Origin of the sequence: Rhodococcus sp. JVH1, assembly GCF_000280725.2 — a bacterium.
GTDB lineage: Bacteria > Actinomycetota > Actinomycetes > Mycobacteriales > Mycobacteriaceae > Rhodococcus_F > Rhodococcus_F jostii_A.
The window spans coordinates 7,060,001-7,084,738 of record NZ_CP166289.1 but is presented as its reverse complement, the minus strand read 5'-3'; the positions used below and the strand labels follow the sequence as shown (position 1 = coordinate 7,084,738).

The 24,738-nt window shown below is 67.1% G+C and carries 21 protein-coding genes, 1 tRNA gene, 2 rRNA genes and 1 pseudogene (1 of these 25 running past the window's edge); 3 read left to right on the top strand and 22 right to left on the bottom strand.

The features are described 5' to 3' along the window. Nucleotides 1-15 precede the first annotated feature (15 nt). Complete coding sequence (locus JVH1_RS33145; RefSeq protein ID WP_009473586.1) at nt 16-651, top strand: TetR/AcrR family transcriptional regulator; 636 nt, start codon at nt 16-18, stop codon at nt 649-651. 6 nt (nt 652-657) lie between these two features. Here JVH1_RS33145 and JVH1_RS33140 read toward each other — a convergent pair whose 3' ends face one another. After that, nucleotides 658-1,098, bottom strand: a complete 441-nt coding sequence (locus JVH1_RS33140) for an SRPBCC family protein (RefSeq protein WP_009473587.1) — start codon at nt 1,096-1,098, stop codon at nt 658-660. Nucleotides 1,099-1,250: 152 nt separating this feature from the next. On the opposite strand from JVH1_RS33140, the pseudogene JVH1_RS33135 reads away from it, so the two are divergent. After that, nucleotides 1,251-2,522: pseudogene (locus JVH1_RS33135) on the top strand (MFS transporter); the annotation flags it as partial. 218 nt (nt 2,523-2,740) lie between these two features. Here JVH1_RS33135 and JVH1_RS33130 read toward each other — a convergent pair. Next, nucleotides 2,741-3,619 (bottom strand): sigma-70 family RNA polymerase sigma factor, encoded by an 879-nt coding sequence (locus JVH1_RS33130; RefSeq protein ID WP_009473589.1) that lies wholly within the window; start codon nt 3,617-3,619, stop codon nt 2,741-2,743. A 183-nt stretch (nt 3,620-3,802) separates the two neighbouring features. On the opposite strand from JVH1_RS33130, the gene JVH1_RS33125 reads away from it, so the two are divergent. Continuing rightward, nucleotides 3,803-4,564, top strand: a complete 762-nt coding sequence (locus tag JVH1_RS33125; protein ID WP_009473590.1) for a L,D-transpeptidase family protein — start codon at nt 3,803-3,805, stop codon at nt 4,562-4,564. A 65-nt stretch (nt 4,565-4,629) separates the two neighbouring features. On the opposite strand, the gene JVH1_RS33120 is transcribed toward JVH1_RS33125, so the two are convergent. From JVH1_RS33120 to JVH1_RS33025, 20 genes are all read right to left on the bottom strand, one after another. Then, nucleotides 4,630-4,706: transfer RNA gene (locus JVH1_RS33120), tRNA-Pro, on the bottom strand. Nucleotides 4,707-4,792: 86 nt separating this feature from the next. Continuing rightward, nucleotides 4,793-6,220 (bottom strand): ribosome biogenesis GTPase Der, encoded by a 1,428-nt coding sequence (der, locus tag JVH1_RS33115; protein WP_009473591.1) that lies wholly within the window; start codon nt 6,218-6,220, stop codon nt 4,793-4,795. Continuing rightward, nucleotides 6,217-6,906, bottom strand: a complete 690-nt coding sequence (gene cmk, locus JVH1_RS33110; RefSeq protein WP_009473592.1) for a (d)CMP kinase — start codon at nt 6,904-6,906, stop codon at nt 6,217-6,219. Before cmk ends, der begins: the two co-directional genes overlap by 4 nt. Beyond that, nucleotides 6,903-7,964, bottom strand: a complete 1,062-nt coding sequence (locus tag JVH1_RS33105) for a pseudouridine synthase (RefSeq protein WP_009473593.1) — start codon at nt 7,962-7,964, stop codon at nt 6,903-6,905. Before JVH1_RS33105 ends, cmk begins: the two co-directional genes overlap by 4 nt. 16 nt (nt 7,965-7,980) lie before the next feature. Continuing rightward, a complete protein-coding gene (gene scpB / locus JVH1_RS33100) occupies nt 7,981-8,673 on the bottom strand; it encodes an SMC-Scp complex subunit ScpB (RefSeq protein ID WP_009473594.1) in 693 nt (230 codons plus the stop codon). After that, a complete protein-coding gene (locus tag JVH1_RS33095) occupies nt 8,670-9,545 on the bottom strand; it encodes a ScpA family protein (protein ID WP_011594127.1) in 876 nt (291 codons plus the stop codon). The genes scpB and JVH1_RS33095 overlap by 4 nt, the downstream gene beginning before the upstream one ends. Continuing rightward, nucleotides 9,546-10,550: a ParA family protein gene (locus JVH1_RS33090; RefSeq protein ID WP_016880789.1), complete on the bottom strand. Its 1,005-nt coding sequence runs from the start codon at nt 10,548-10,550 to the stop codon at nt 9,546-9,548. A gap of 58 nt (nt 10,551-10,608) precedes the next feature. After that, complete coding sequence (gene xerD / locus JVH1_RS33085) at nt 10,609-11,535, bottom strand: site-specific tyrosine recombinase XerD (RefSeq protein WP_043778055.1); 927 nt, start codon at nt 11,533-11,535, stop codon at nt 10,609-10,611. Nucleotide 11,536: 1 nt separating this feature from the next. Then, nucleotides 11,537-12,205, bottom strand: a complete 669-nt coding sequence (locus tag JVH1_RS33080; protein WP_009473598.1) for an NUDIX hydrolase — start codon at nt 12,203-12,205, stop codon at nt 11,537-11,539. A 12-nt stretch (nt 12,206-12,217) separates the two neighbouring features. Further along, nucleotides 12,218-13,993 (bottom strand): CTP synthase, encoded by a 1,776-nt coding sequence (locus tag JVH1_RS33075; RefSeq protein ID WP_011594131.1) that lies wholly within the window; start codon nt 13,991-13,993, stop codon nt 12,218-12,220. Between the two features lie 141 nt (nt 13,994-14,134). Beyond that, nucleotides 14,135-15,085, bottom strand: coding sequence for a copper transporter (locus JVH1_RS33070; protein ID WP_009473600.1), 951 nt, complete (start codon nt 15,083-15,085; stop codon nt 14,135-14,137). Beyond that, nucleotides 15,082-16,266: a putative cytokinetic ring protein SteA gene (gene steA / locus JVH1_RS33065; RefSeq protein ID WP_009473601.1), complete on the bottom strand. Its 1,185-nt coding sequence runs from the start codon at nt 16,264-16,266 to the stop codon at nt 15,082-15,084. Before steA ends, JVH1_RS33070 begins: the two co-directional genes overlap by 4 nt. Before the next feature lie 110 nt (nt 16,267-16,376). Continuing rightward, on the bottom strand, nt 16,377-18,149 hold the full coding sequence (gene recN / locus JVH1_RS33060) for a DNA repair protein RecN (RefSeq protein ID WP_009473602.1): 1,773 nt from the start codon (nt 18,147-18,149) through the stop codon (nt 16,377-16,379). Nucleotides 18,150-18,151: 2 nt separating this feature from the next. Continuing rightward, nucleotides 18,152-19,114, bottom strand: a complete 963-nt coding sequence (locus JVH1_RS33055; protein ID WP_009473603.1) for an NAD kinase — start codon at nt 19,112-19,114, stop codon at nt 18,152-18,154. Further along, the gene (locus JVH1_RS33050; RefSeq protein ID WP_043778058.1) at nt 19,111-19,941 is read right to left on the bottom strand and encodes a TlyA family RNA methyltransferase; all 831 of its coding nucleotides are present in this window, start codon (nt 19,939-19,941) and stop codon (nt 19,111-19,113) included. Before JVH1_RS33050 ends, JVH1_RS33055 begins: the two co-directional genes overlap by 4 nt. Nucleotide 19,942: 1 nt before the next feature. Next, entirely contained in the window at nt 19,943-20,170 is a 228-nt protein-coding gene (locus tag JVH1_RS33045) for a hypothetical protein (RefSeq protein ID WP_050787244.1), read from the bottom strand. 77 nt (nt 20,171-20,247) lie between these two features. Then, complete coding sequence (locus JVH1_RS33040) at nt 20,248-21,243, bottom strand: HAD-IIA family hydrolase (protein ID WP_009473605.1); 996 nt, start codon at nt 21,241-21,243, stop codon at nt 20,248-20,250. Further along, nucleotides 21,240-22,208, bottom strand: coding sequence for a M48 family metallopeptidase (locus JVH1_RS33035; protein ID WP_011594135.1), 969 nt, complete (start codon nt 22,206-22,208; stop codon nt 21,240-21,242). Before JVH1_RS33035 ends, JVH1_RS33040 begins: the two co-directional genes overlap by 4 nt. A gap of 60 nt (nt 22,209-22,268) precedes the next feature. Then, nucleotides 22,269-22,385 (bottom strand): 5S ribosomal RNA (rrf, locus tag JVH1_RS33030). Between the two features lie 135 nt (nt 22,386-22,520). Beyond that, a 23S ribosomal RNA gene (locus JVH1_RS33025) occupies nt 22,521-24,738 on the bottom strand (it continues 918 nt past the right edge of the window).

Below are 24,738 nucleotides of genomic sequence, written 5' to 3'. Positions count from 1 at the left end.
AACAGGAAGAATGCCGTGACACCCGTCGCCGAGAAGAACGCCGATCGAGTCTCGCGCCGCCAGGTCGACAAGTTCGCCGAGCGCCGGGATCAGCTCGCCGAGGCCGCGTTGCAGACCCTCTCGGAACTCGGCTATGCCCGCACCAGCCTCCGGGAGATCGCCCAGAACTCCGAGTTCTCCCACGGCGTCCTGCACTACTACTTCAGCGACAAGGTCGATCTGATCACGCACTGCGTGCGGCACTACAAGGCCCGGTGCGTCACGCGATACGACGGCGTGGTCGCCACGGCGCAGACTCCCGAGGAGTTGAAGGCGGGATTCGGCCGGGTGCTGGGGGATTCCCTCCGCGACGAGGCCACCCTGCATCGCCTCTGGTACGACCTCCGCTCGCAGTCGCTGTTCGAGGAGTCGTTCCGGGCAGACGTCGCCGCGATCGACAAGAGTCTCGAAAACATGATCTGGCGCATCGTGTCCCGGTATGCGGAATTGGCGGGGCGCACGATCACCATCGCCCCGGCCACCATGTATGCGGTCCTCGACGGACTGTTCCAGCAGAGCCTCGCACGGTATCTGTCGGGCGACGACACCGCCGCGGACAGCCTCGCGGACAACGTCGATCAGGTACTGGCGCTCGTCATTCCGGCACGGTAAGGCCGGTCACTTCTCCGCGGCAGCCTTGATCCGCTGCGCGAAATCGGGTGCGTCCTTCCGGGCCGCCCGAAGGGCGAGAGGTGCGATCAGCTTTCCTATTCCGTGCCCCTCCAGCACGTTGAAGATCGTCACCTTGGTGCCTGCGCCCGCGGGTTCGAGGTCGTAACCGCCCTCTTTCGCGGTGATGGAATTCTTCGAACGCTCCGCCCAGCGAATCTTCCGTGGTACCTCGAATTCGGTGATCTCGAACTCCCGCTTCGTGGTCATCCCGGCGTCCTTGACGGTGCTGACGAAGAGGGTGCCGACGCCCGGCGGACCATCCGTCTTCTTCACGATCTCCTGCACCCGGGGACTGAAGTCCCGGTCGTTGACCCCGGCGGCGAGGTACTCGAACACTTCCCCGATGGGGCGATTGATCACAACAGTGCCTTCGAACCGTCCAGCCATGCCAGCCTCCCGTTTCCGTGACCTGCCGGGTTCCGACAGTACTCGCGACGGTCCGGCGGCGCGGTCACATCGCCGCCGGACCGCCGGTCATAGAAGTGACGGCCGACAACGCGGCGTCTTCTGCAGGACTCCGAACACAGGAAGGCTCGAACATGGACATCACCTCGATCACCGACAGTTCCCGGGCCGGGCGATCGACCCCGGCACGCCCGTTTCTCTCCACCGCCCGCGGCACACTCACGCTGACGCTGTTGTGCGCTGTGGCATTTCTCGATTTCGTCGACGCATCCATCGTCAACATCGCCCTGCCCGACATGCGCAGCGACCTGGACATTTCGGTACAGGAACTGCAGTGGGTCCCGAGCGCCTACCTCCTCACCTACGGCGGTTTCATGCTGCTCGGCGGCCGCCTGGCCGACCTGCTCGGTCGCCGTCGCGTGCTCGTCACCGGCACCGTCGTGATCGGGCTGTCGTCGCTGATCGGCGGTTTCGCCGGAAACGCGGAGGTCCTGATCGGCGCACGACTCGCGCAGGGTGTCGGTGCGGCACTGATGCTTCCGGCCGCGCTGTCGATTCTGACGACGACCTTCGAGGAGGGCCCCGAACGGCATACCGCACTCGGTGTCTGGGCCGGGGTGGGCGGTCTCGCATCGGCTGTCGGTGTCTTTCTCGGCGGTGTGCTCACCGAGGGGCCGGGCTGGCGATGGGTGCTGTTCGTCAACCCTGTCGCGTGCGCGCTCGTGCTTCCGGCGGTCTTCGCGCTCATTCCCGGCGACCGGCGCCGCGCCCGGTTCGCGAACTTCGACGTCGCAGGCAGTGTGCTCGGCACCGGCGGGATGCTGTTGCTCGTCTACGCCCTGGTGGAGGCACCCGACCAGGGATGGAGCAGCGCCCGCACGATCGCCGGGTTCGCCGGTGCGTTCGTGCTGATCGTGGCGTTCGTGATCAACGAGCAGCGCAGCCGGCACCCTCTCCTGCCGCTGTCGATCTTCCGCGTCAAGGGCCTTGCCGCCGCGAATGTCACAGGGCTGATCGCCTTTGCGGGTCTCATCGCGATGTTCTTCTTCCTGACTCTCTACATGCAGAACGTTCTCGGCTACTCCCCCATCCAGACCGGTGCGGCCTACCTCCCGCTCTGCCTGGGGGTCGGGGTCGCCGCCGGGGTGTGCTCCCAGTTGCTGACCCGGACCGGAACCCGTCCCGTCGTCGTCGTGGGAGCGCTGGTGGCCTCGGCCGGCCTGTACCTGCTGTCCCGGATCCCCGTCGACGGCTCCTACCTCAACGATCTGCTGCCCGGACTGATGATCGTGTCTTTCGGTCTCGGCGCCGTCTTCGTCGGCGTCACGACCGCGGCCAACACCGGTGTGCCTGCCGGCGAGGCAGGGCTCGCGGCAGCGTTGTTGAACGCCTCCCAGCAGGTCGGCAGCGCACTCGGACTCGCGATCTTCGCCGCGATCGCCACCTCGCATTCCCAGCATCTGCTCGCGGCGAATTCGCCTGTGCCCGAGGCACTCACCTTCGGCTTCCAGCGAGCGCTGCTGACCGGCAGCATCTTCCTCGTCGCCGCGGCCGTGATCGGCCTGCGCACCGGCAACGCACACGGAGACGGCGAGCACCGCACGAACTGACCCCGGCGGGCTCGTCAGTCGAGGTTCTCGACGACGAGCCCGGCGAGGCGCTCACGGTCGGCGAGGATGTCGATCTCGACGATCTTCCCGCGCCGAATCGTGACGCCCATGACCGACAGCAACTGCCCGTCGGAGATCGCGACCACTCCGGCGGCACCGTTGACGAGCGCCGGATGCGCGAACCGAGCCAACCGGGCGAACCCCAGGACCCGGCCCGCGACGGTCGCCGAGCCGCGCACCATCGTGGAGGCGCCTGCAGGCACTGCTCCGGTATCGGCGCGGAGCACGACATCCGGGTCGAGCACCGCCACGAGGGCGTCGAAGTCGCCGCTCCTCGCGGCCGCCAGGAACGCGTCGACGACCGCACGCTGACGGACCGGATCGGTGTCGGGAACCGGGGCTCCCTGCAGACGCCGGCGTGCGCGACTGGCCAGTTGCCGGGCGGCCGCGGGGGTTCGCTCCACGATCGGGGCGATGTCCTCGAAGGGCACCGCGAACATGTCGTGGAGCACGAACGCCAGTCGCTCGGCGGGGGCGAGCGTGCCGAGAACGACGAGCAGTGCAAGACCCACCGAATCGGCCAGCACCGCCTCGTGTTCGGGGTCGCTGCCGTCTGCCCGGGTCACGATCGGGTCGGGCACCGCCGCGTCCAGTGGATCTTCCCGCCGTGTCCTGCGTGACTGCAGCATGTTCAGGCACACCCGCGCCACCACCGTGGTCAGCCAGCCGCCCAGGTTCTCGACGGTGTCGGCGTCGGTGCGGCTCAGTCGCAGCCAGGATTCCTGCACGGCGTCCTCGGCTTCGCTGAGCGAGCCGAGCATCCGGTAGGCCACTGCGCGCAGGTGCGTGCGATGGGCCTCGAACTGCTGCGCCAACACGTCGTTGTCGTTCATCGGTCACATCCCCTCGGTCTCGATCCGTCAACTGTGTGACCGGCGAAACGCTGCCGATGTGACGACGGCGCGTCGTCCGTGTCCCTCTGATGCGCGCAATGCATCCAGTTTCCCTGGTTCCGCTGTCCGATATCGCCGTGGTTAACTGAAATGACGCTCACAGTCTCTGAAGGGCTGGACGGCATGTGGAAAGCGCAGCAGGTCGGACGTCTGTTTCTCGTCTCGGTACTCGCGGCACTGGCCGTGTGCGGGGTGAGCGCCACCGCGTCGGCGCATGCCCCGGCAGTCACCGGGAAGGTCGTCGCGCCGACACTGTCCCCCGCGAGCGGGCACGTCGTCGGCGTCGCGCATCCTGTCGTCGTCCGGTTCGCGTCACCGGTGCCCGATCGCGCGCTCGCCGAGCGTGGTGTCCGGATCACCCCGTCGAGGGCGGTGCCCGGGCAGTTCTCCTGGATCGACGACCGCACCGTGCAGTGGACTCCGGCGCACTTCTGGCCGGCCCACACCCGGGTGACCGTCGAGGCGGCGGGCGCGAGGTCGCAGTTCCAGGTGGGTGACGCACTCGTCGCCGTCGCGAACACGACGACGCACCAGTTCACGGTCAGCATCAACGATCAGGTCGTGCAGACCATGCCGGCGTCCATGGGCAAACCCGGATACGAAACACCGCTCGGGACGTTCCCCGTCATCGAGCAATTCCGCGACATGATCATGGATTCGTCGACGTACGGCGTCCCGATCGATGACGAGGAGGGCTACCGCCTCTACGTCGAGTACGCCACCCGCATCACGTGGGGTGGGATCTTCGTGCACGCCGCACCGTGGTCGGTGAACTCGCAGGGATTCGAGAACGTCAGCCACGGCTGCATCAATCTCAGCACCGAGAACGCGCGGTGGTTCTACGACAACGCCAAGATCGGCGACCCGGTCATCGTCACGGATTGAGTACCGGCCCCGAGACACAGAAAAGGCGGTTTCCCGTTTCCGGGAAACCGCCTTCGCTGATCATCTGGTCGGGCTGACAGGATTTGAACCTGCGACCACTTGACCCCCAGTCAAGTGCGCTACCAAGCTGCGCCACAGCCCGTCCACACCCTCGTTCAGGTGCTCGATGAGATTACATCAGGGGCAGTCCGTAACGCTAATCGCCTGGTCAGAGCGCATTCTGTCGGATCAACGATTCCGCCGCTCACGCTTTTCCCGCACCCGCACCGAGATGCGGACGGGGCTGCCGTCGAAATTGAACTCCTCGCGCAGACGTCGCTCCAGGAACCGGCGGTAGCCCGCCTCGAGGAACCCGGTCGTGAACAGCACGAACGTCGGCGGGCGTGTTCCGGCCTGCGTGGCGAACATCACGCGAGGCAGCCGGCCACCACGCATCGGCGGCGGAGTGGCGGCAATGACTTCCTTGAGCCAGGTGTTGAGCCGGCCCGTGGGAATGCGTTTGTCCCAGGACTCCAGCGCGGTGTCCAGGGCGGGGACGAGCTTCTGCACCGCGCGCCCCGTCTGCGCCGAGATGTTGACGCGCTGCGCCCACGGCACCCGCACCAGGTCCCGGTCGACCTCTCGATCGAGCTGGAGGCGCCGGTCCTCGTCGACGAGATCCCACTTGTTGAACGCGATGACGAGGGCCCGGCCGGCGTCGGCCACCATGCTCAGCACGCGCAGGTCCTGCTCCGAGATCGGCTCGGACGCGTCGATCAGCAGAATCGCGACCTCGGCCGCCTCGATGGCGCTCTTCGTCCGCAGCGACGCGTAGAACTCGGCGCCGCTGGCGTGGCTGACCCGCTTGCGCAGACCGGCGGTGTCGACGAAACGCCACGGCCTGCCGCCGAGCTCCACGATCGAGTCGACCGGATCGACGGTGGTGCCCGCGATGTTGTGGACCACCGACCGCTCGTCGCCCGACAGCTTGTTCAGCAGGCTCGACTTCCCGACGTTCGGCTTCCCGACCAGAGCCACGCGTCGCGGCCCGCCGCCGGGGATGCCTTCACGTGGGGTCTCCGGGAGCGCGGCGAGCACCTCGTCGAGGAGATCACCGGTGCCGCGGCCGTGGGTCGCACTCACCGAGTGCGGCTGCCCGAGACCGAGCGACCACAGTGCGGCCACCTCGGATTCGGTGCGGCCGTCGTCCACCTTGTTGGCCACCAGCAGAACCGGGGTCTTGGACCGGCGCAGCACCTTGGCCACGGCCTCGTCCGTTGCGGTGGCGCCGACGACGGCGTCGACCACGAGGAGGATCGCGTCCGCGGTCTGCATCGCCAATTCCGCCTGACGGGCCACCGACTGCTGCAGGCCCTTGGCGTCGGGTTCCCAGCCGCCAGTGTCCTGCACCATGAAGCGGCGGCCACTCCAGTTCGCCTCGTAGGAGACGCGGTCCCGGGTGACACCGGGAATGTCCTCGACCACGGCTTCGCGTCGGCCGATGATCCGGTTGACGAGCGTCGACTTGCCGACGTTCGGGCGCCCGACCACTGCGAGGGTGGGAACCGGGACGTGGGACTCTCCGTCGCCACCGTCTTCGAGGTCCAGGACCTCCCAGTCGGATTCCTCACTCCAGGTGCCGTCGCCTGCGAACTCGGTGGTGAATTGTTCGGTCACTGCCCTGCTCCAGTTCTTTCGCTTACCACCAGCAGCAACCTGCCGATCACGTCGTCGATTCCGAGTTCGCTGGTGTCGACAAGCACAGAATCGTCGGCCGGCCGCAGCGGCGACACGGCGCGCGTGGAGTCGAGGTGGTCACGACGCTGCACGTCGGCCAGCACGGCCGCGTAGTCGTCGCCTCGCCCCTCCGCGAGATTCTGCGCATTCCTGCGCTGTGCCCGGGCTTCCGCCGAGGCAGTGAGGTAGATCTTCACGTCGGCGTCCGGGATGACGACGGTGCCGATGTCCCGGCCCTCGACGACGATCCGTTCGGCCTCGCCCGCGAGGCGACGCTGCGCCGCGACGAGCAGTTCACGCACGGCCGGTACGGCGGAGACCGCCGAGACGGCCTTGGTCACCGCGTCGCCGCGGATCTCCTCCCCCACGTCCTCCCCGTCGAGCAGGACCTGCTCACCCGCCGGGTCGGTGCCGATCGACCACGGCAGCCCGGCGGTCGCGTCGGCGATCGCGGCGGGATCGGTGAGGTCCACGCCCTTGCGCAGCGCATGCAGCGTCGCGATCCGGTACATGGCGCCGGTGTCGAGGTAGCGGGCGTCGAGCCGCTGCGCCAGCATCCGCGAGACGCTCGACTTCCCGGTTCCGGAGGGGCCGTCCATCGCGACGACCAGCTTCGAGGTACTCACAGGCCCACCGCCCCGTAGAGCCCGCCGACCTCGCCTCGACCGAGTACGCGGAGTGTGCCGGGACGCTGGTCGCCGAGAGCAACCGCGCCGATGTCCGTCCGGACGAGCCGGATGACGGGGTGTCCCACGGCGTCGAACAGGCGCCGCACGATGTGCTTGCGGCCTTCGTGCAGGGTGACGCGGACGAGCGACTTACCCTCGTTGATGTCGAGGAGCGTGAACGTGTCGACCTTCGCCGGTCCGTCGTCGAGCTCGACACCCTCCTTGAGCTTCTTTCCGACGCCGCGTTCGAGGGCACCCGAGACGGTCGCCAGGTACGTCTTCGACACCTCGAAGGACGGGTGCATCAGCCGATGCGCCAGGTCACCGTCGTTGGTGAGCAGCAGCAGCCCCTCGGTGTCGGCGTCCAGTCGACCGACGTGGAACAATCGCTGACCTGCGGCGACCCGCTCGGAGACGATGTCGCCGACGCACGGGCGACCCAGGTCGTCCGACATCGTCGACTGCCAGCCGCGGGGCTTGTTCAGCGCGAGGTGGACCAGGTCCTTCTGCACGACGACGCGGACACCGTCCACGCGCACCACCGCGTTCTCGGGGTCGATGCGCAGTCCCTGTTCGATGACGATGCGGCCGTCGACCTCGACGCGACCCTGCGAGATCAGTTCCTCGGCCGCACGGCGCGACGCGACACCGGCTTGGGCGAGAACCTTCTGCAGTCGCATGCCGTCGCCCTGCGGCGGGCCCGCGGGCCGATCGGCGGCGTCGGCGTACTGGTGCCGGGCCGGCTTGGCATTGCTGATCTTGGGCGCGTGGGCCTGGGCGCGCTGCGGCTTGGCCGACTTGGGCTTGCCGCGTTTGTTCTTCGCGGCCGCGGCGTCAGGCCTGGCCGGCTTCCCCTTGACGGCGTCCGACCTGGACGGACGCCGATCGGTCTCGGAGCGGCTCGGTCGCCCTCCGGCTTCCGATCTGTCCGAGCGACCCCCGGCCTCCGACCTGGTGGGGCGCTGCTTCTTGTTGTTGCGATCCGGTGTGCCATCTCGGCGAGCGGGTTTCTTCACTTTTGTACTATCCCTGTCAGTCTTCGGTGTCCAGCCCGGTGTCCAACTCTTCTGTGGAAGCCGTAGCTTTATTCATTCTCGCAAATCGTGGATCAGATTCCAGACTGTCACTGATGTCATCTATCAGATCCACGTCCGGCAACAGCGGAGCCAAGGCGGGAAGATCGGCGAGAGACGCCAAGCCGAGCCGTTCCAGGAAGAGCTCCGTCGTCGAATACTGCGTGGCGTTGGTATCGGGATCGACGCCGGCTTCGGCGATCAATCCGCGAGCGAGAAGTGTGCGCACCACACCATCCACGTTGACGCCGCGCACCGCACTGATCCGTGCGCGGGTCAACGGTTGACGGTATGCCACCACGGCCAGAGTTTCCAAAGCCGCCCTCGTCAATTTGGACCGCGCGCCGTCGAGCAGGAGTCGTTCCACGTAGGGCGCGTACGCGGTGCGCGTGTAGAGACGCCAACCGTCACCGGCATATCGGAGGTCCATCCCACTGCCACGGGCGGTGAGCTCGGCGGACATGCGGTTCAGCACGTCCGTGATGCGATTCACAGAAGCGCCGGTCGCGGAGGCGAGCTGTTCGGCTCCGGCGGGAGAGTCGACGATCAGCAGCAGCGACTCGAGAACAGCTTCGAGTTCGGTGTCCGACAGCTCGGGTTCTCCGTCGACGGCGCCCAGGTCGTCCGACTCGTCGAACGGGGCCGAACTCATCCGTAATCCTCCTCGGTCACCGGGGCGTGTGTGCCCTCCCCGGTCCAGCTCACCAGCAATTCCCCGAGCGGCTCGGGCTGTTCGAACAACACCGACTGCTCGCGATACAGCTCGAGCAGCGCGAGGAATCTTGCCACGATCAGGGTGGTCACCTCGCACTCCGAGACCAGGTCGCCGAACGTCGCCCACTCCCCGGCTCCCCGTTCGCGGAGCAGTTCCAGCATCCGCGCCGCCTGTTCGGGCACCGAGACCGCGTGCATGTCGTGCAGATGGTCGAGTCCCACGGTGGGCTTCGGGCGGGGTGTGAACACGGTCGCGGCGATCTCCGCGAACCGCTGCGGGTCGACCCCGAGCAACACTTCCGGCAGCAATTTCGTGAACTGGTCCTCCAGTGCCGCCGAACGCGGGTACCGGCGCAACGCGGCCGCCTCGAGCTCACCGAAGAGTTGCGCCACCTGCTTGTACGCGCGGTACTGCAGCAGCCGGGCGAACAGCAGGTCGCGCGCCTCGAGGAGCGCGAGGTCCTCGGCGTCCTCCACCTGGCCCGCCGGGAGCAGACGCGCCGCCTTCAGGTCGAGCAGCGTCGCCGCGACCACCAGGAATTCGGTGGTCTGATCGAGACCCATCTCCGTGCCGAGCGAGCGGGTGTAGGCGATGAAGTCGTCCGTCACCTGGTGCAGCGCGACTTCCGTCACATCCAGCTGTCGCTGGTTGATCAAGGTCAGGAGCAGGTCGAACGGTCCCTCGAAATTCCGCAGCGTCACCCGGAAGCCGGGCTTGACCGCGGGCGCCTGCTGATCCTCGGCCTGCGTTACCCGGGCCTGCGGGTCCTCGGTCTGCGGTGGAGCCGAAATGTCTTGCGTATTCACCACTTACCGGCCGGACCGGTGAATGACCTCGCGTGCCAGAGCACGGTACGCCTCGGCGCCGGTCGATTTCGGCGCCCAGGTGGTGATCGGCTCCCCGGCGACCGAGGTCTCGGGGAAGCGCACGGTGCGGTTGATCACGGTGTCGTAGACGAGATCCCCGAACACCTCCACCACACGGGCCATCACTTCACGGGCGTGCAGGGTCCGCGAGTCGAACATCGTCACGACGATGCCGGCGAGTTCGAGCCGCGGGTTGAGCCGGTCGTGGACCTTCTCGACCGTGTCGTTGAGCAGGGCCAGGCCGCGCAGGCTGAAGTACTCGCACTCCATCGGAATGATCACCGAGTCCGCGCAGGCCAGCGCGTTGACCGTGAGCAGACCGAGGGACGGCTGGCAGTCGATCAGGACGTAGTCGTACCGGTCGAGCACCGGATGCAGCACGCGTCCGAGCGTCTGTTCGCGCCCGACCTCGGTGACGAGCTGGATCTCCGCCGCCGACAGGTCGATGTTGCTGGGCAGGAGGTCGAGGCCCTCGACCCGTGTCCGCATCAGGACGTCGTCGATCGCGACGCGGGGTTCGACGAGCAGGTTGTGGACGGTCAGTTCGAGGTCGTGATGCGCGACGCCGAGGCCCGCGGACAGCGCCCCCTGGGGATCGAGGTCCACGAGCAGCACACGTCGGCCGAATTCGGCGAGCGACGCTCCCAGGTTGATCGTCGACGTCGTCTTGCCGACGCCACCCTTCTGGTTGCACATCGCGATGATCTTGGCCGGGCCGTGCGAGGGCAGCGGGGCGGGTTCCGGCACCGCACGTGTCGGCCGTCCCGTGGGCCCGAGCTCCTCCTCCACGACCACGGCAGCGTCCTCGAACAAGGCTGCGGGTTCGGATTGCCGCACGTCGAACATGTCGCCCTCCTGTTGCGAGTGCTCTGACTCCGCCGCTGGCGGCTGCGGTGTCACCACGGTCCGATGATCCCCTGTTCTCTCGATGATCGCTGCCGATCCCACATCGTTATGGGAACGCTACCGCCTCGTACCGTGAAATTTCCCCTCGACACGCTTTCCGTCACCTCGCCCGGGGGTGCGCTCCGGCCCACACCTCGCGCAGCGCACCCACTGTCACCAGCGTATATATCTGGGTGGTCGTCACCGAGGCATGCCCCAGCAGCTCCTGGACGACGCGGACGTCGGCGCCGCCGTCGAGCAGATGCGTCGCGAACGAGTGGCGGAGCGTGTGCGGTGACACCGCCGACGAGATGCCCGCCGCGTCCGCCGCGGTCTGCAGCACCTTCCACGCGCTCTGGCGGGACAGGCGTCCGCCGCGGACATTGAGGAACAGCGCTGGTGTTGCGCGTGATGCCAGCGCCGGCCGGCCCCGGATCAGATAGGCGTCGAGGGATTCGACGGCAGGCCGGCCCACCGGCACCATCCGCTGCTTGCCGCCCTTGCCCCGCAGCAGCACCGACCGGGTCTCGGTGTCGACGTCGTCGACGTCCAGGCCGACGGCTTCGGAGATGCGGGCGCCCGTCGAATACAGCAGTTCGAGCAGCGCGCGGTCGCGGACCGCCCGCGGACCGTCGGCGGGTCCGCTGCCGCCGACCGCCTCCAGCAGCGCCAGCACCTCGTTGACCGGCAGCGACTTGGGGAGCCGTTTCGCCGGCGACGGCGGCCGCACGTCCCGGGCGACGTCCACTGCGGTCATCCCCTCGGCCGCGGCGAACCGGTGGAATCCGCGCACCGCGATCAGGGCGCGGGCCGCCGAGCTCGCGGCCAGCGGCGGCTGTTCGCGATTCGGATCGCCGCTGCGCAGAGCGATCACGAAGTCACTGACATCCTGTTCGCGGATCCGGCCGATGTCGGTGAGCTCCCGGTCGGCGAGGAACTGCGTGTAGCGCGCGAGGTCGCGGCGATACGAACCGAGGGTATTGCGGGCGGCTCCGCGCTCGACAGCCAGGTGGTCGAGGTACGAATCCACCTGCCTCGCAATTACCACGTCATGCCCGCGCGGCCTCGTCCCCGCCGGCGCGCGAGCGTTTCCTCTCGCTGAACCTGTCGGGGCGATCGACCCAGGGCGCGGTCACGTCGCGGAGTTCGCCGACACCGCCCGGGCGGGACCGGGCAGCGGCGAGCGCCGTGACCCCGGCCACGGCCGTGGCGTTGACGATGGTCCCGTTCAGCACCATCGACACGACCTCGTCGAGCGGAATCCGCTCGATCTCGAGGTCGGCTTCCTCGTCCTCCGGGGCGGGCCGGTCCACCTCGTACAGGTCCTCGGCGAGGAACACGCGCACCGACTCGTCCGTGAACCCGGGCGACAGAACGACATCCACGAGAACGGACCAGCGACGGGCCCCGAGCCCGGTCTCCTCCGCGAGCTCGCGCCTGGCCGCGTCGACCGGGTCCTCCCCCGGCTCGTCCAGCAGGCCCGCCGGGATCTCCCACAATCGGCGCCCCACAGGGTGCCGGTACTGGTGGATCAGGACGACCCGGTCCTCGTCGTCGAGCACCACGACGGCAACGGCTCCGTGGTGCTCGACGACCTCACGTTCGGCGGTCCGGCCGTCCGGCATCGCGACGTGATCCACGCGCAGGGCGAGGATCGCGCCGCTGTAGACGGCGCGCGAGTCGAGAGTCTCGAATTCGTGCCGGCCGGTGTCGGTCATGGCGGTCTCGCCCTATCCCGCGCTGTCGACGGACGCGACCTCGTCGCGGTCGGCGGAGTCGGCGAGTTCGTCATCGGTGGCGACGGCGGCCCGCTCCTCACCGTGCACGTCGACGGGAAGCCGCTCTTCGAGCTTGTGCTTCAGCGCCGCGTCGACGAACGCCGCGAACAGCGGGTGCGGACGCGTCGGACGGCTCTTCAGCTCGGGGTGCGCCTGCGTCGCGACGAAGAACGGGTGCTGGTCGGCCGGGTACTCGACGAACTCGACGAGGTGACCGTCGGGCGAGGTTCCGCTGAACCGGAGTCCGCTCTTCGCGATCCGGTCGCGGTACGCGTTGTTGACCTCGTAGCGGTGACGGTGCCGCTCGGACACCTCTTCGCTGCCGTACGCGCGGGCGACGACGGATCCCTTCGTCAGGACGGCGGGGTACGCGCCGAGGCGCATCGTGCCGCCGAGGTCCGCCTCGCCGGCGATGACGTCTTCCTGGTCGGCCATCGTGGAGATCACGGGGTGCGTGGTCTCGGGCTCGAACTCGGCGGAGTTGGCGTCGTCGAGACCCACGCTGCGCGCAGCCTCGATCACGACGCACTGCAGGCCGAGGCACAGTCCGAGCAGCGGGATCTTCCGGTGACGGGCGTACCGGATCGCACCGAGCTTGCCCTCGATACCGCGGATCCCGAAGCCGCCGGGAATCAGCACGCCGTCGACGTCGCCGAGGGCGGCCTGCGCGCCCGCCTCCGTCTCACACGCGTCGGACGGCACCCAGGAGATTTCCACCTTCGAGCGGTTCGCGAAACCACCGGCACGCAGCGCCTCGGTGACGGACAGGTAGGCGTCCGGCAGGTCGACGTATTTTCCGACCAGGGCGATCCGCACGGTCTCGCGCGGCTGGTGGACGCGCTCGAGCAGGTTGCCCCACACGGTCCAGTCCACGTCGCGGAACGGCAGACCCAGCTGACGCACCACGTAGGCGTCGAGGCCCTCGCTGTGCAGCACCTTCGGGATGTCGTAGATCGAGGGCGCGTCGGGTGTCGAGATGCACCCGTCGACGTCGACGTCGCACATGAGGGCGATCTTGTTCTTCAGCGCCGGGGGAACCTCACGGTCGCAGCGCAGGATCAGCGCGTCGGGCTGGATACCGATGTTTCGCAGTGCCGCGACCGAGTGCTGGGTGGGCTTCGTCTTGAGCTCGCCCGATGGCGCCAGGTACGGCACCAGGGAGACGTGGAGGAAGAAGACATTGTCGCGACCGACGTCGTGGCGCACCTGACGGGCGGCCTCGAGGAACGGCTGCGACTCGATGTCACCGACGGTGCCACCGATCTCGGTGATGACGACGTCCGGCTGGTGTCCCTGGAGGTCCGGTCCGCTCATGGCGAGGATCCGGCTCTTGATCTCGTCCGTGATGTGCGGGATCACCTGGACGGTGTCGCCGAGGTATTCGCCGCGCCGCTCCTTGGCGATGACCGTCGAATACACCTGGCCGGTGGTGACATTCGCCTGACCGGACAGGTCGCGATCGAGGAAACGCTCGTAGTGGCCGACGTCGAGGTCGGTCTCGGCACCGTCGTCGGTGACGAAGACCTCACCGTGCTGGAACGGGTTCATCGTGCCCGGATCGACGTTGAGATACGGATCCAGTTTCTGCATGGTCACGCGCATTCCTCGCGCGGTCAGCAATTGCCCGAGGCTCGAGGCTGTGAGGCCCTTGCCGAGTGAGGAGGCGACGCCGCCGCTCACGAAGATGTGCTTGGTAGCGGTACGCGAATGAGTGCGTGACTGTGGCAAAGGGGCTCCCGTGACGACTGTGCAGGGCTTGGTCTGTTCGAGCAATGCTGGGGCCTGCCGACCCACGGGACTTCACGGTAACACCTTGTCGTACGTCCCGGAAACAACGCGCCGCGATTGCCCGCCCCGATGTGACGCGCGCTACGCCGGAGTGGCCCCGACGGTGACTCCGGTCGTGCCGGGCCCGGTGCCGTACCGGCCGGCGCCGCCGTTCAGTTGCTCCTGCAGGGCCAGCGGAACGGTGATCTTGCCCGCTTCCCGGTCGATGTTGTCGATCGTCGTGAGCGCCGCGGAGAGGGCCGCGTCGGCCCGCGCCACGGCGACCGCGCCGTTGCCCTGTGCCGACGCCGGACGCCCGGCGAGAACCGCCCCGGCACCGCGCGCATCCAGCGCGCCCGCGAACCGGGCCACCACCGCACCACGGTTGCCGCTGACGCCGTCCTCCACGTCGCGGTCGCCGGTCAGCACCACCGCGACCTGTGCCGGTTGGACCGCACCGTCGTCGTAACTGACGAATCCGGCACCGCGGAGGGTCTCGAGAGCGAGCGCCATCTCCTGTGCGGAACTCTGCGGCTGGCCCGTTTCCTTGCCGAGCATCAGGACCGAGCCGAGCAGGTCGCCTGCGAGGCTGCCCTGGTCGACGGCCCCGGTCTTCAGCGTGACACCCGCAGGGATCACGTTGTTGACGACCGTCCGCAGCCGGTCACCGCCCGTCGCGTCCACGAACGAATCGGTCAACGACACCCGGCCGGTCACCGACCCGCCGGCCTGCGCGATCATGCGGTTGACCCCGTCGAGGTCGGCGGGGTCGGCATCCGGGGTCGTCACGACCATCACGGTGCGTTGCGCGAGAGAGTCGGCCACCACGCGGCCGCCCACGGCGGAATCGAAGCCGTCCGCCGAGTTCAGCTGCTCGGTCAGCTGGTTGTTGCGTTCGTTCGCCTTCTCCACGTCGGTCTGCAGGTCGGCCTTGTCGTCGCGCAGCCCCGACACGAGACCGCTCGACAACAGGCCGGAACCCATCACCACGCCGATTGCCAGAGCCAGGAAGATCGCCGCTATGGAAATGGCATGGTGACGCAGAGAAATCACTTGAAGAACCCCTGAACCCACAACGCGAAGCTGTTCCACGTCGTGACGGCCCAGTCCAATGCCTCACCACCGATGTTCGACACCACCAGGGCCACGATCACCGCAACCAGTGCGGCCAGCACCAGCAGCGCGATCGCGCCGCCCGACACCCGGCTCCGGTACAGGGTCGCCACGGCCTTCGCGTCCACCAGTTTCGGCCCGACCTTAAGCCGGGTCATGAACGCCGACGGGTTGCTGTCGCGGCGGCCGCGGTCGAAGAACTCGTCGAGGGAGACCGTGCTCCCGACCGTGACGATCAGCGACGCGCCATGATGATCGGCCAGCAGTAGTGCCAGGTCGGACGGGGACCCGGACGCGGGGAACGTCATCGCTCCGATGCCGAGGTCCTGGATCCGTGACAGACCGGGTGCGTGACCGTCCTGGTCGGCGGGGAGAACCACCTCGGCGCCCGACTTCAACGTGGCGCTCGTGATGTCCTCGGGGTCACCGACGATGAGGTCGGGGCGGTAGCCCGCCGACTTGAGGACGTCGGCGCCTGCCCCGACGCCGATGAGGATCGGCGAGTACTCCTTGATGAACGGCTTGAGGTTCTTCAGGTCGGACGCGTGGTCCGGTCCGTCGGACACGATCACGACGTGCCGTTCCTTCATGTCGACGTCGACGTCGGGGACGCCGACTCCGTCGATCAGCAGCGGACTTTCGGTGCGGATGAACTCGATGGTGTTGCCGGAGAACGCCTCGAGGTGGTCGACCAGACCGGTCTTCGCCTCGATCATCCGGTCGGAGATCTCCGCCTCGGTCTGTTCCTCGCCCTTCGCGATGCGCCGTTCCCCGGAGTAGACACCTCCCCCGTTCACCCGGACCTTGCTGCCGTCCTTGATGCTCTTGAAGATCTCGGTGCCGGCCGAATCCACCAGGAGGATCCCGTTGGCGACGATCACCTCCGGTCCGAGGTTGGGATAGCGCCCCGAGATGGAGGGCGACGCGTTGATCACTGCGAGAACGCCGGCCTTCACCAGGGCGTCCGCGGTCCCGCGATCGAGGTCGAGCTCGTCGAGAACGACGATGTCACCGGGTCCGACGCGTCGCAGCAACTTGGCCGTGTTGCGATCCACCCTGGCGATGCCGCTGACCCCAGGCAAAGTTTCGGTGTTACGTGACAGCAGTGCCGGCATCTTCATGAGTTCGATGATGGACCGGAAGCCGGACCGACCTGTGGAGGCGCGCCGAACCGTTTACCACATCAGTCACACCATTACCACGGGTGCGGCCGGCGGTCCGCCGGGCCGGTTCAGACGGAACGCTCGGCGTTGGCGGTGGCCAACAGTTCCTCCGCGTGGGCGCGGCCGGTCTCGGTGTCGTCGAGTCCGGCGAGCATGCGCGCCAGTTCCACCACCCGCTCGTCGTCGGTGAGCGGGTGCACACCACTGCTGACGACGCCGTCCGCGTCGTCGACCTTGTCGACCACCAGGTGGGTGTCCGCGAACGCCGCGACCTGCGGCAGGTGCGTCACGACGATGACCTGGTGTGTCCGCGCGAGCCGGGCGAGTCGCCGGCCGATCTCGACCGCGGCCCGACCGCCGACGCCGGCGTCGACCTCGTCGAACACCATCGTCGCGCCGGAGTCGGATCCGGCGAGGACCACCTCGAGGGCCAGCATCACGCGCGAGAGTTCACCGCCGGACGCGCTCTTACTGATGGGCAGCGACTGTGCGCCGCTGTGCGCCGACAGCCGGAATTCCACTTCGTCGACGCCGGACGATCCCGCGTGCAGTTCCGTCCCGTCGATGGTGAGCGGTGCCGTGTCCTGAGGTCCGGCGATCCGGGGCCGGACCGACACCTCCAGCGCGGCCCGGCCCATCGCCAGACCTGCGAGTTCGGAACTGACGGCCTTGGCGAGCTTGGCCGCCGCCTTGACGCGGGCGGCGGTCAGCTTCGACGCGGCCTCCGCGGTGGACGCCGCCGACTCCTCGACCTGCTTCGTCAGCGCCGCCAATGCATCGGAGGACACGTCGATCTTCTCGAGCCGCGCACGGGCGTTGCCTGCCCATTCCAGTACGCCGTCGACGTCGGCAGCGTACTTGCGGGTGAGGTTCTTCAGTTCCGCCTGACGCGACAGCAAGGAGTCCAGCGCCCCCGGATCCGCGGGAAGTCCGGCGAGATACGTGGTCAGGTCGGCGGAGACGTCCGTGATCACCGCGATCGCGTCGGCGAGGCGCGGTCCGAGCCCGTCCAGTTCGGGGTCGGTGGCCGATTCGATCCGGGCCCGCGCCTCGGACAACAGATCCAAGGCGGGTGCGCCGACTCCGTCGCCGTCCATGTCGTCGCCGCCGGCGAGCGCGGCGTGCGCTTCCTCGGCCGCAGAGCGCAGCGAGTCGAGTTCACTGAGCCTGCGCACCTCCGACACGATCGACTCGTCCTCGCCCGGGGTGGGCGCGACGCCGTCGATCTCGTTGAGGGCGAACGTCAGTTGGTCGGCTTCCTGCGCGAGTTCCCGGGTGCGCCCGGTGCGTTCGATCAGTTCGGTTCGCGCGGTCACCCATTCGTCGCGGTGCTTGCGGTACCGCGCCAGCAGCGGGCCGACCGTCTTGTCCGCGAACCTGTCCAGGGCGGCGCATTGCTGGTCGGGGCGCAGCAGCCGCAGCTGATCGTTCTGCCCGTGGACGGTGAGCAGTGGATCGGTGAACTCGGACAGCACGCCCGCCGGAACGCTGCGCCCGCCCAGGTGGGCGCGGGACCGTCCGTCGCTGCCGACGGTCCGCACCGCGATGATGGTGCCGTCCTCGTCGCGCTCGGCGCCGGTCGATTCGAGGAGCCGGGACACGGCACGTTCGACATGCTCCGAGCCCTTTTCCGTCATGAACCGGCCCTCGACGACGGCACGGGGCGCGCCGAGACGCACCCGGCCCGCGTCTGCCCGCGCACCGCTGAGCAGGTGCAGGCTCGTCACCACCATCGTCTTGCCCGCACCGGTCTCACCGGTGAGCACCGTCAAACCTTCGTGGAATTGCGCCGACGCCTCGGAGATCACACCGAGGTTGTCGATCCTGATCTCTGCCAGCACGTCTAGGGCTTCCTTCCTCGCCACCCGGTGACGGGCAGCTCGAACTTTCGCACCATCCGGTCCGCGAACGGCGCCGAATCCAGCCGTATCCACCGAACGGGTTCCTTGCCACGCACCACTTCGACGCGGGCGCCCGCGGGCAGCTCGAGGGTCCGGCGACCGTCGCAGAACACCAGACCGTCGTGGCTGCCCGCCACCGTTTCCACCGCGATCAGCGAATTCGGGCTCGTCACGAGTGGGCGCGCGAACAGCGCGTGCGCGTTGCTCGGGACCACGAGCAGGGCCTCCAGCTCCGGCCACACCACGGGGCCGCCTGCCGAGAACGCGTACGCCGTCGACCCCGTCGGGGTGGAGATGAGGACGCCGTCACAGCCGAAGGCCGACACGGGGCGGCCGTCCACCTCGAGCACCACCTCGAGAACACCGAGCCGGGACCGGTTCTCGATGCTCGCCTCGTTGAGTGCCCAGCCGCGTTCGATGATCTCGTCGTCCACGCGGACCAGCACGTCCAGCGTCATTCGGTGTTCGATGCGGTATTCACGACGCACCACCTGGGCGAGCGCCTCGTCGAGGTGCTCGGCCTCCGTTTCCGCGAGGAACCCGATGCGGCCCAGGTTGATGCCCAGAACCGGAATGGAGGCGGCCTGGGCGAGTTCCGCTGCCCGCAGGAACGTTCCGTCGCCGCCGAGGACGAGCACCATCTCGCAACCGAGGGCGGCGTCGGGGCCGGCCTGCACGATGGTGACTTCCAGCCCGGGGACCAGGAATTCGTCGGCGGCCATGCCGTCCATCGGTTCGATGCGGGTGCTGTCGACCTCGTCGACGAGGACGCGCAGTCCGATTCCGGCCCGCTCGAAGATCTTGCCGACGCGTCTCGCGGTCTCCGTGATCTCGGCGCGGCCCGGGTGCGCGACGAGCAGGATCTCCCGCTCGCGTTGCTGGGTGCCGCTGCTTCCCCCGCTCACTGTGGTCCCTCCTGCACCGCGGTGCGGATCAACTCTTCTATCGACTCGACCGGTACATCATCCGTCCCGGGTGTGACATCCGCGCGGAGCCACAGGAAGTACTCGACGTTCCCCGACGGTCCCGGCAGCGGACTGGCCACTGCACCGACGGTACGCAGTCCCAGCGACGCTGCCGCCTTCGCGACATCCAGTACCGCGGCGACGCGTAACTCCGGGTCACGCACCACACCACCGGAGCCCACGTGGTCCTTGCCGACCTCGAACTGCGGCTTCACCATCGGAATCAGATCTGCGCCGTCGGCCACGCAGCCGACGAACGCCGGGAGGACGAGCTTCAGGGAGATGAACGAGAGGTCCGCGACCACCAGATCGACCGGGCCGCCGATCTGCGCGGCGTCGATGGAACGCACGTTGGTCCGGTCGATGACGTGGACGCGGTCGTCGGATTGGAGCCGCCACACCAGCTGGCCGTAGCCGACGTCCACCGCCACCACCTCCCGCGCGCCGTGGTGAAGCAGCACATCGGTGAAGCCGCCGGTGGACGCGCCTGCGTCGAGGCAGCGCTTGGCCTCGACCTCGAGTCCGCGGGGGCCGAACGCCTCGAGCGCACCCAGGAGTTTGTGGGCTCCGCGCGATGCCCAGGACACTTCGTTGTCGACCTCGACCACCCGCAGCGGAGTTCCCGCTTCGATTGCGGTGGCGGGTTTGGTCGCTGCCGCTCCCGAGATCAGCACTCGGCCGGAGGCGATGAGTTCTTGCGCGTGTTCGCGGGACCGGGCCAGTCCCCGCCGAACGAGTTCGGCATCCACCCGTGCTCGACGGGCCACGTCAGATCTTGTCCACGGTGGCCAGCGCCTCCACCAGCACGTCGTGCGCCTTCTCGAGAAGATGGGCTTTGCGTGGGATGACTCCGACGCCGTGCTCGTCGTCAGGATCCGGTTCGACGGCTCCGAGCCGCGACAACAATCCATCGACCTCCGAGTGGATCTTCTCGGGGTCGACACTCTGAGGAGGCCCAGGTAGATGGGCTCCCGGGCGCGGTATTGGCGTGCTCATCGGGCACAACGCTAGTCCATCGGGTTCCGATACGCATACAGCGAATCGCGTGACGAACAACGCGGGTCTGCCGGGTTTCAGGCACCCCAGTCGGAGGCGACCGCGCTCACCGCGGGCGTCGTCGACGTGATTCGCGCGAAGTCGGGGAACTTCCAGGCGGCGACGGCCACGGCGCGCAGCAGAGCGGCCGAATCCACCCGCGCGGCGGAATCGATGGTCGGTTCGATCACCAGGTCTGTGCCGTCGAACTGGACGGACCAGCGGCTGTCCTCACCGATGAGGGATTCCTCGGCGGGGCGGTTGAGCGCGTCCAGTTCGGACGCCAGATAGGTGGGCCTTTGCTCCGGGGCCGCACGCAGCACGTCGACCGCGGTGCTCACTCCGGTGAGCACCAGCAGCGAGTCGAGACCGACGTTGTTGGCGCCTTCGATGTCGGTGTCCAACCTGTCGCCCACGACGAGCGGGCGCGCGCAACCACTGCGGCGCATCGCGTCCTCCATCAGCGGCGCGGCCGGTTTGCCCGCCACGAGTGGTTCGCGGGACGTCGCCGTGCGTAGCGCCGCGACCATCGATCCGTTGCCGAGGACGAGGCCGCGTTCGGTGGGGAGGGTCGAGTCCAGGTTCGCCGCCACCCAGACCGCGTCGGCCCGGATCGCGAGGGTCGCCTCGGCGAGTATCGCCCAGTCCGTCGTCGGCGAATGTCCTTGGACGACAGCCGCGGGCGCGTCCTCGAACGACCGCACCGGGCGCAGTCCCACGTTTCGGACTTCGTCGGCGAGCGCTTCGGTGCCCACGATCAGGACTGGCGAATCGGGGGCGACGTTCTCCGCGAGCAGCCTGGCCGCGGACTGGGAACTCGTCACCACAGTCGACTCGTCGGCGTCGAACCCGAGTTCGGTCAGGTGTTCCGCGACCTCGCCCGGGCTGCGACTGGCGTTGTTGGTCACGTAGTAGCAGGACTGCTCCCCGGCCGCCAAAGCCTCTCGCGCACCGGGGATTTCCTGCGGCCCCTGATACAGGGTGCCGTCGAGGTCGAGCAGCAGGGCGTCGTAGCCGTCGCGCAGAACCGTCACTGATCGTCTCCGGTCAGCTCGGCCACACGCTCCTCCGCGTCGGTGTCACCCTCGAGATCCGCGGCGGCGGAATTGAGGAACCACTTCAGTCCGTCCTCGATGCGGCCGGCCGCCACCAAGGCGTCCGCATACGCGTAGAACAGGCGAGCGGCACCGGGGCCGGTCCGCGAAGCGTCGAGATCGGGGGTCTGCAACGTGACCACGGCCTGGTCGAACTGACCGAGGTCCATGCGCGCTCCGGCGACGACCATGCGCAGCTCGGCTGCCTCGTCACCGGACAGCGCAGCAGCTTCCTCGCTCCGACCGAGTTCGATCGCACGCTCCGGGCGGCCGAGTCCGCGTTCGCAGTCCGCCATGACCGCGAGCAGCCCGGGACCACCGGCCATGCGACGAGCGGCGCGCAACTCCGACAGCGCCTCGGCCCATTCGCCGGCGTGGTACGCGGTGATACCCGCGGCCTCACGCACGATGGCGATGCGGCCCGCACGCTGACGCGCGGCGCGGGCATGCGCGAGCGCAAGTCGCGGATCGTCGTCGACCAGCTTGCCTGCCATCACCAGGTGACGCGCAACCGTGTTCGCGTTCGTCTTGTCCAGGCTCAGCAGGTCGCGGCGTACCGCGGGATCGAGCTCGCCGGCCTCGACGTTCTCGGGCAGATCCGGTTCGTCCGGACGCGCCTGCTGCCGCTGCGGACGGTCACCTTCACGTCCACGGGGCGCGAAACCGCCCTCGCCGCCACGACGGGGTCCCCCACCGCGACGATCGCCACCGGCCCCGCCACGGTTGTCGCGCGAATCGCGACGGGGGCCACCGGTCGAGCCACCCCGACCCGAACCGCCGGCGCCGCCCCGATTGCTGTTGGAGGCGCCGCCTCGATTGCTGTTGGAGGCGCCGCCTCGATTGCTGTTGGAGGCGCCGCCTCCGCGGAAGGACCGACGTCCGTCGTCACTCTCCGACACAGTCATTCCTTTCACACAAACCACGAAAGGGGACCCAGTATATTGGGTCCCCTTTCGGTAACGGATGTTCGGCGGTGTCCTACTCTCCCACACCCTGTCGGGTGCAGTACCATCGGCGCTGGAGGGCTTAGCTTCCGGGTTCGGAATGGGACCGGGCGTTTCCCCTCCGCTATGGCCGCCGTAACTCTATGAAACTGTCACACGGAACATCAGCGAAGACACACATCCCATCACCGTGGGTGGTGGGGTGTTCTTCTTTCTTCTGTTCTGAAACGTGTGTGTTGTTTCAGATACTGCACAGTGGACGCGTAGCTTCTTTGTGGTAAGTCCTCGGCCTATTAGTACCAGTCACCTGCATCCGTTACCGGACTTCCAGTTCTGGCCTATCAACCCGGTGGTCTGCCGGGGGCCTTACCCCCTCGAGGGGGTGAGAAACCTCATCTTGGAACAGGCTTCCCGCTTAGATGCTTTCAGCGGTTATCCCTTCCGAACGTAGCTAACCAGCGGTGCTCCTGGTGGAACAACTGGCACACCAGAGGTTCGTCCGTCCCGGTCCTCTCGTACTAGGGACAGCCTTCCTCAAGTTTCTAACGCGCGCGGCGGATAGAGACCGAACTGTCTCACGACGTTCTAAACCCAGCTCGCGTGCCGCTTTAATGGGCGAACAGCCCAACCCTTGGGACCTACTCCAGCCCCAGGATGCGACGAGCCGACATCGAGGTGCCAAACCATCCCGTCGATATGGACTCTTGGGGAAGATCAGCCTGTTATCCCCGGGGTACCTTTTATCCGTTGAGCGACACCGCTTCCACTTGCCGGTGCCGGATCACTAGTCCCGACTTTCGTCCCTGCTCGACCTGTCAGTCTCACAGTCAAGCTCCCTTGTGCACTTGCACTCGACACCTGATTGCCAACCAGGCTGAGGGAACCTTTGGGCGCCTCCGTTACATTTTGGGAGGCAACCGCCCCAGTTAAACTACCCACCAGGCACTGTCCCTGAACCAGATCATGGTCCGAGGTTAGAGGTCCAATACGATCAGAGTGGTATTTCAACAACGACTCCACACTCACTGGCGTGAGCGCTTCACAGTCTCCCACCTATCCTACACAAACCGAACCGAACACCAATACCAAGCTGTAGTGAAGGTCCCGGGGTCTTTTCGTCCTGCCGCGCGTAACGAGCATCTTTACTCGTAATGCAATTTCGCCGAGTCTATGGTTGAGACAGCTGAGAAGTCGTTACGCCATTCGTGCAGGTCGGAACTTACCCGACAAGGAATTTCGCTACCTTAGGATGGTTATAGTTACCACCGCCGTTTACTGGGGCTTAAATTCTCAGCTTCGCCACCGAAGTGGCTAACCGGTCCTCTTAACCTTCCAGCACCGGGCAGGCGTCAGTCCGTATACATCGTCTTACGACTTCGCACGGACCTGTGTTTTTAGTAAACAGTCGCTTCTCACTGGTCTCTGCGGCCCCACCCAGCTCACACTGCAAGAGTGATCACCGGACGAGGCCCCCCTTCTCCCGAAGTTACGGGGGCATTTTGCCGAGTTCCTTAACCATAGTTATCTCGATCGCCTTAGTATTCTCTACCTGACCACCTGTGTCGGTTTGGGGTACGGGCCGTGTGAAAGCTCGCTAGAGGCTTTTCTCGGCAGCATAGGATCACTGAATTCGCCTCATTCGGCTATGCGTCACCTCTCAGGCTGTATGAACGGCGGATTTGCCTACCATTCGCCCTACAGGCTTACACCAGTATTACCACTGACTGGCTCAGCTACCTTCCTGCGTCACCCCATCGCTTGGCTACTACCAGATCAGGTCCCATGCATCCACATCCAGGGCCCCCGAAGGGGCGTAAGGACGCTTCAGGATGGTTAGTATCACTGATTCACCAGGGGCGCGTTCACACGGGTACGGGAATATCAACCCGTTGTCCATCGGCTACGCCTGTCGGCCTCGTCTTAGGTCCCGACTCACCCTGGGCGGATTAACCTGGCCCAGGAACCCTTGGTCATTCGGCGGACGAGTTTCTCACTCGTCTTTCGCTACTCATGCCTGCATTCTCACTCGTGTGGCCTCCACGGCTGGGTCACCCCGCCGCTTCCATGGCCACACGACGCTCCCCTACCCATCCACACCACTGCCCAAGACTCCGCAGAATCAAGGGGGTGCATTGTGTGAATGCCGCAGCTTCGGTGGTGTACTTGAGCCCCGCTACATTGTCGGCGCAGGATCACTTGACCAGTGAGCTATTACGCACTCTTTCAAGGGTGGCTGCTTCTAAGCCAACCTCCTGGTTGTCTTCGCGACCCCACATCCTTTTCCACTTAGTACACGCTTAGGGACCTTAGCTGGCGATCTGGGCTGTTTCCCTCTCGACTACGAACCTTATCGCCCGCAGTCTCACTGCCGCGCTCTCACTCACCGGCATTCGGAGTTTGGCTGATTTCGGTAAGCTTGTGGGCCCCCTAGACCATCCAGTAGCTCTACCTCCGGTGAGAAACACGCGACGCTGCACCTAAATGCATTTCG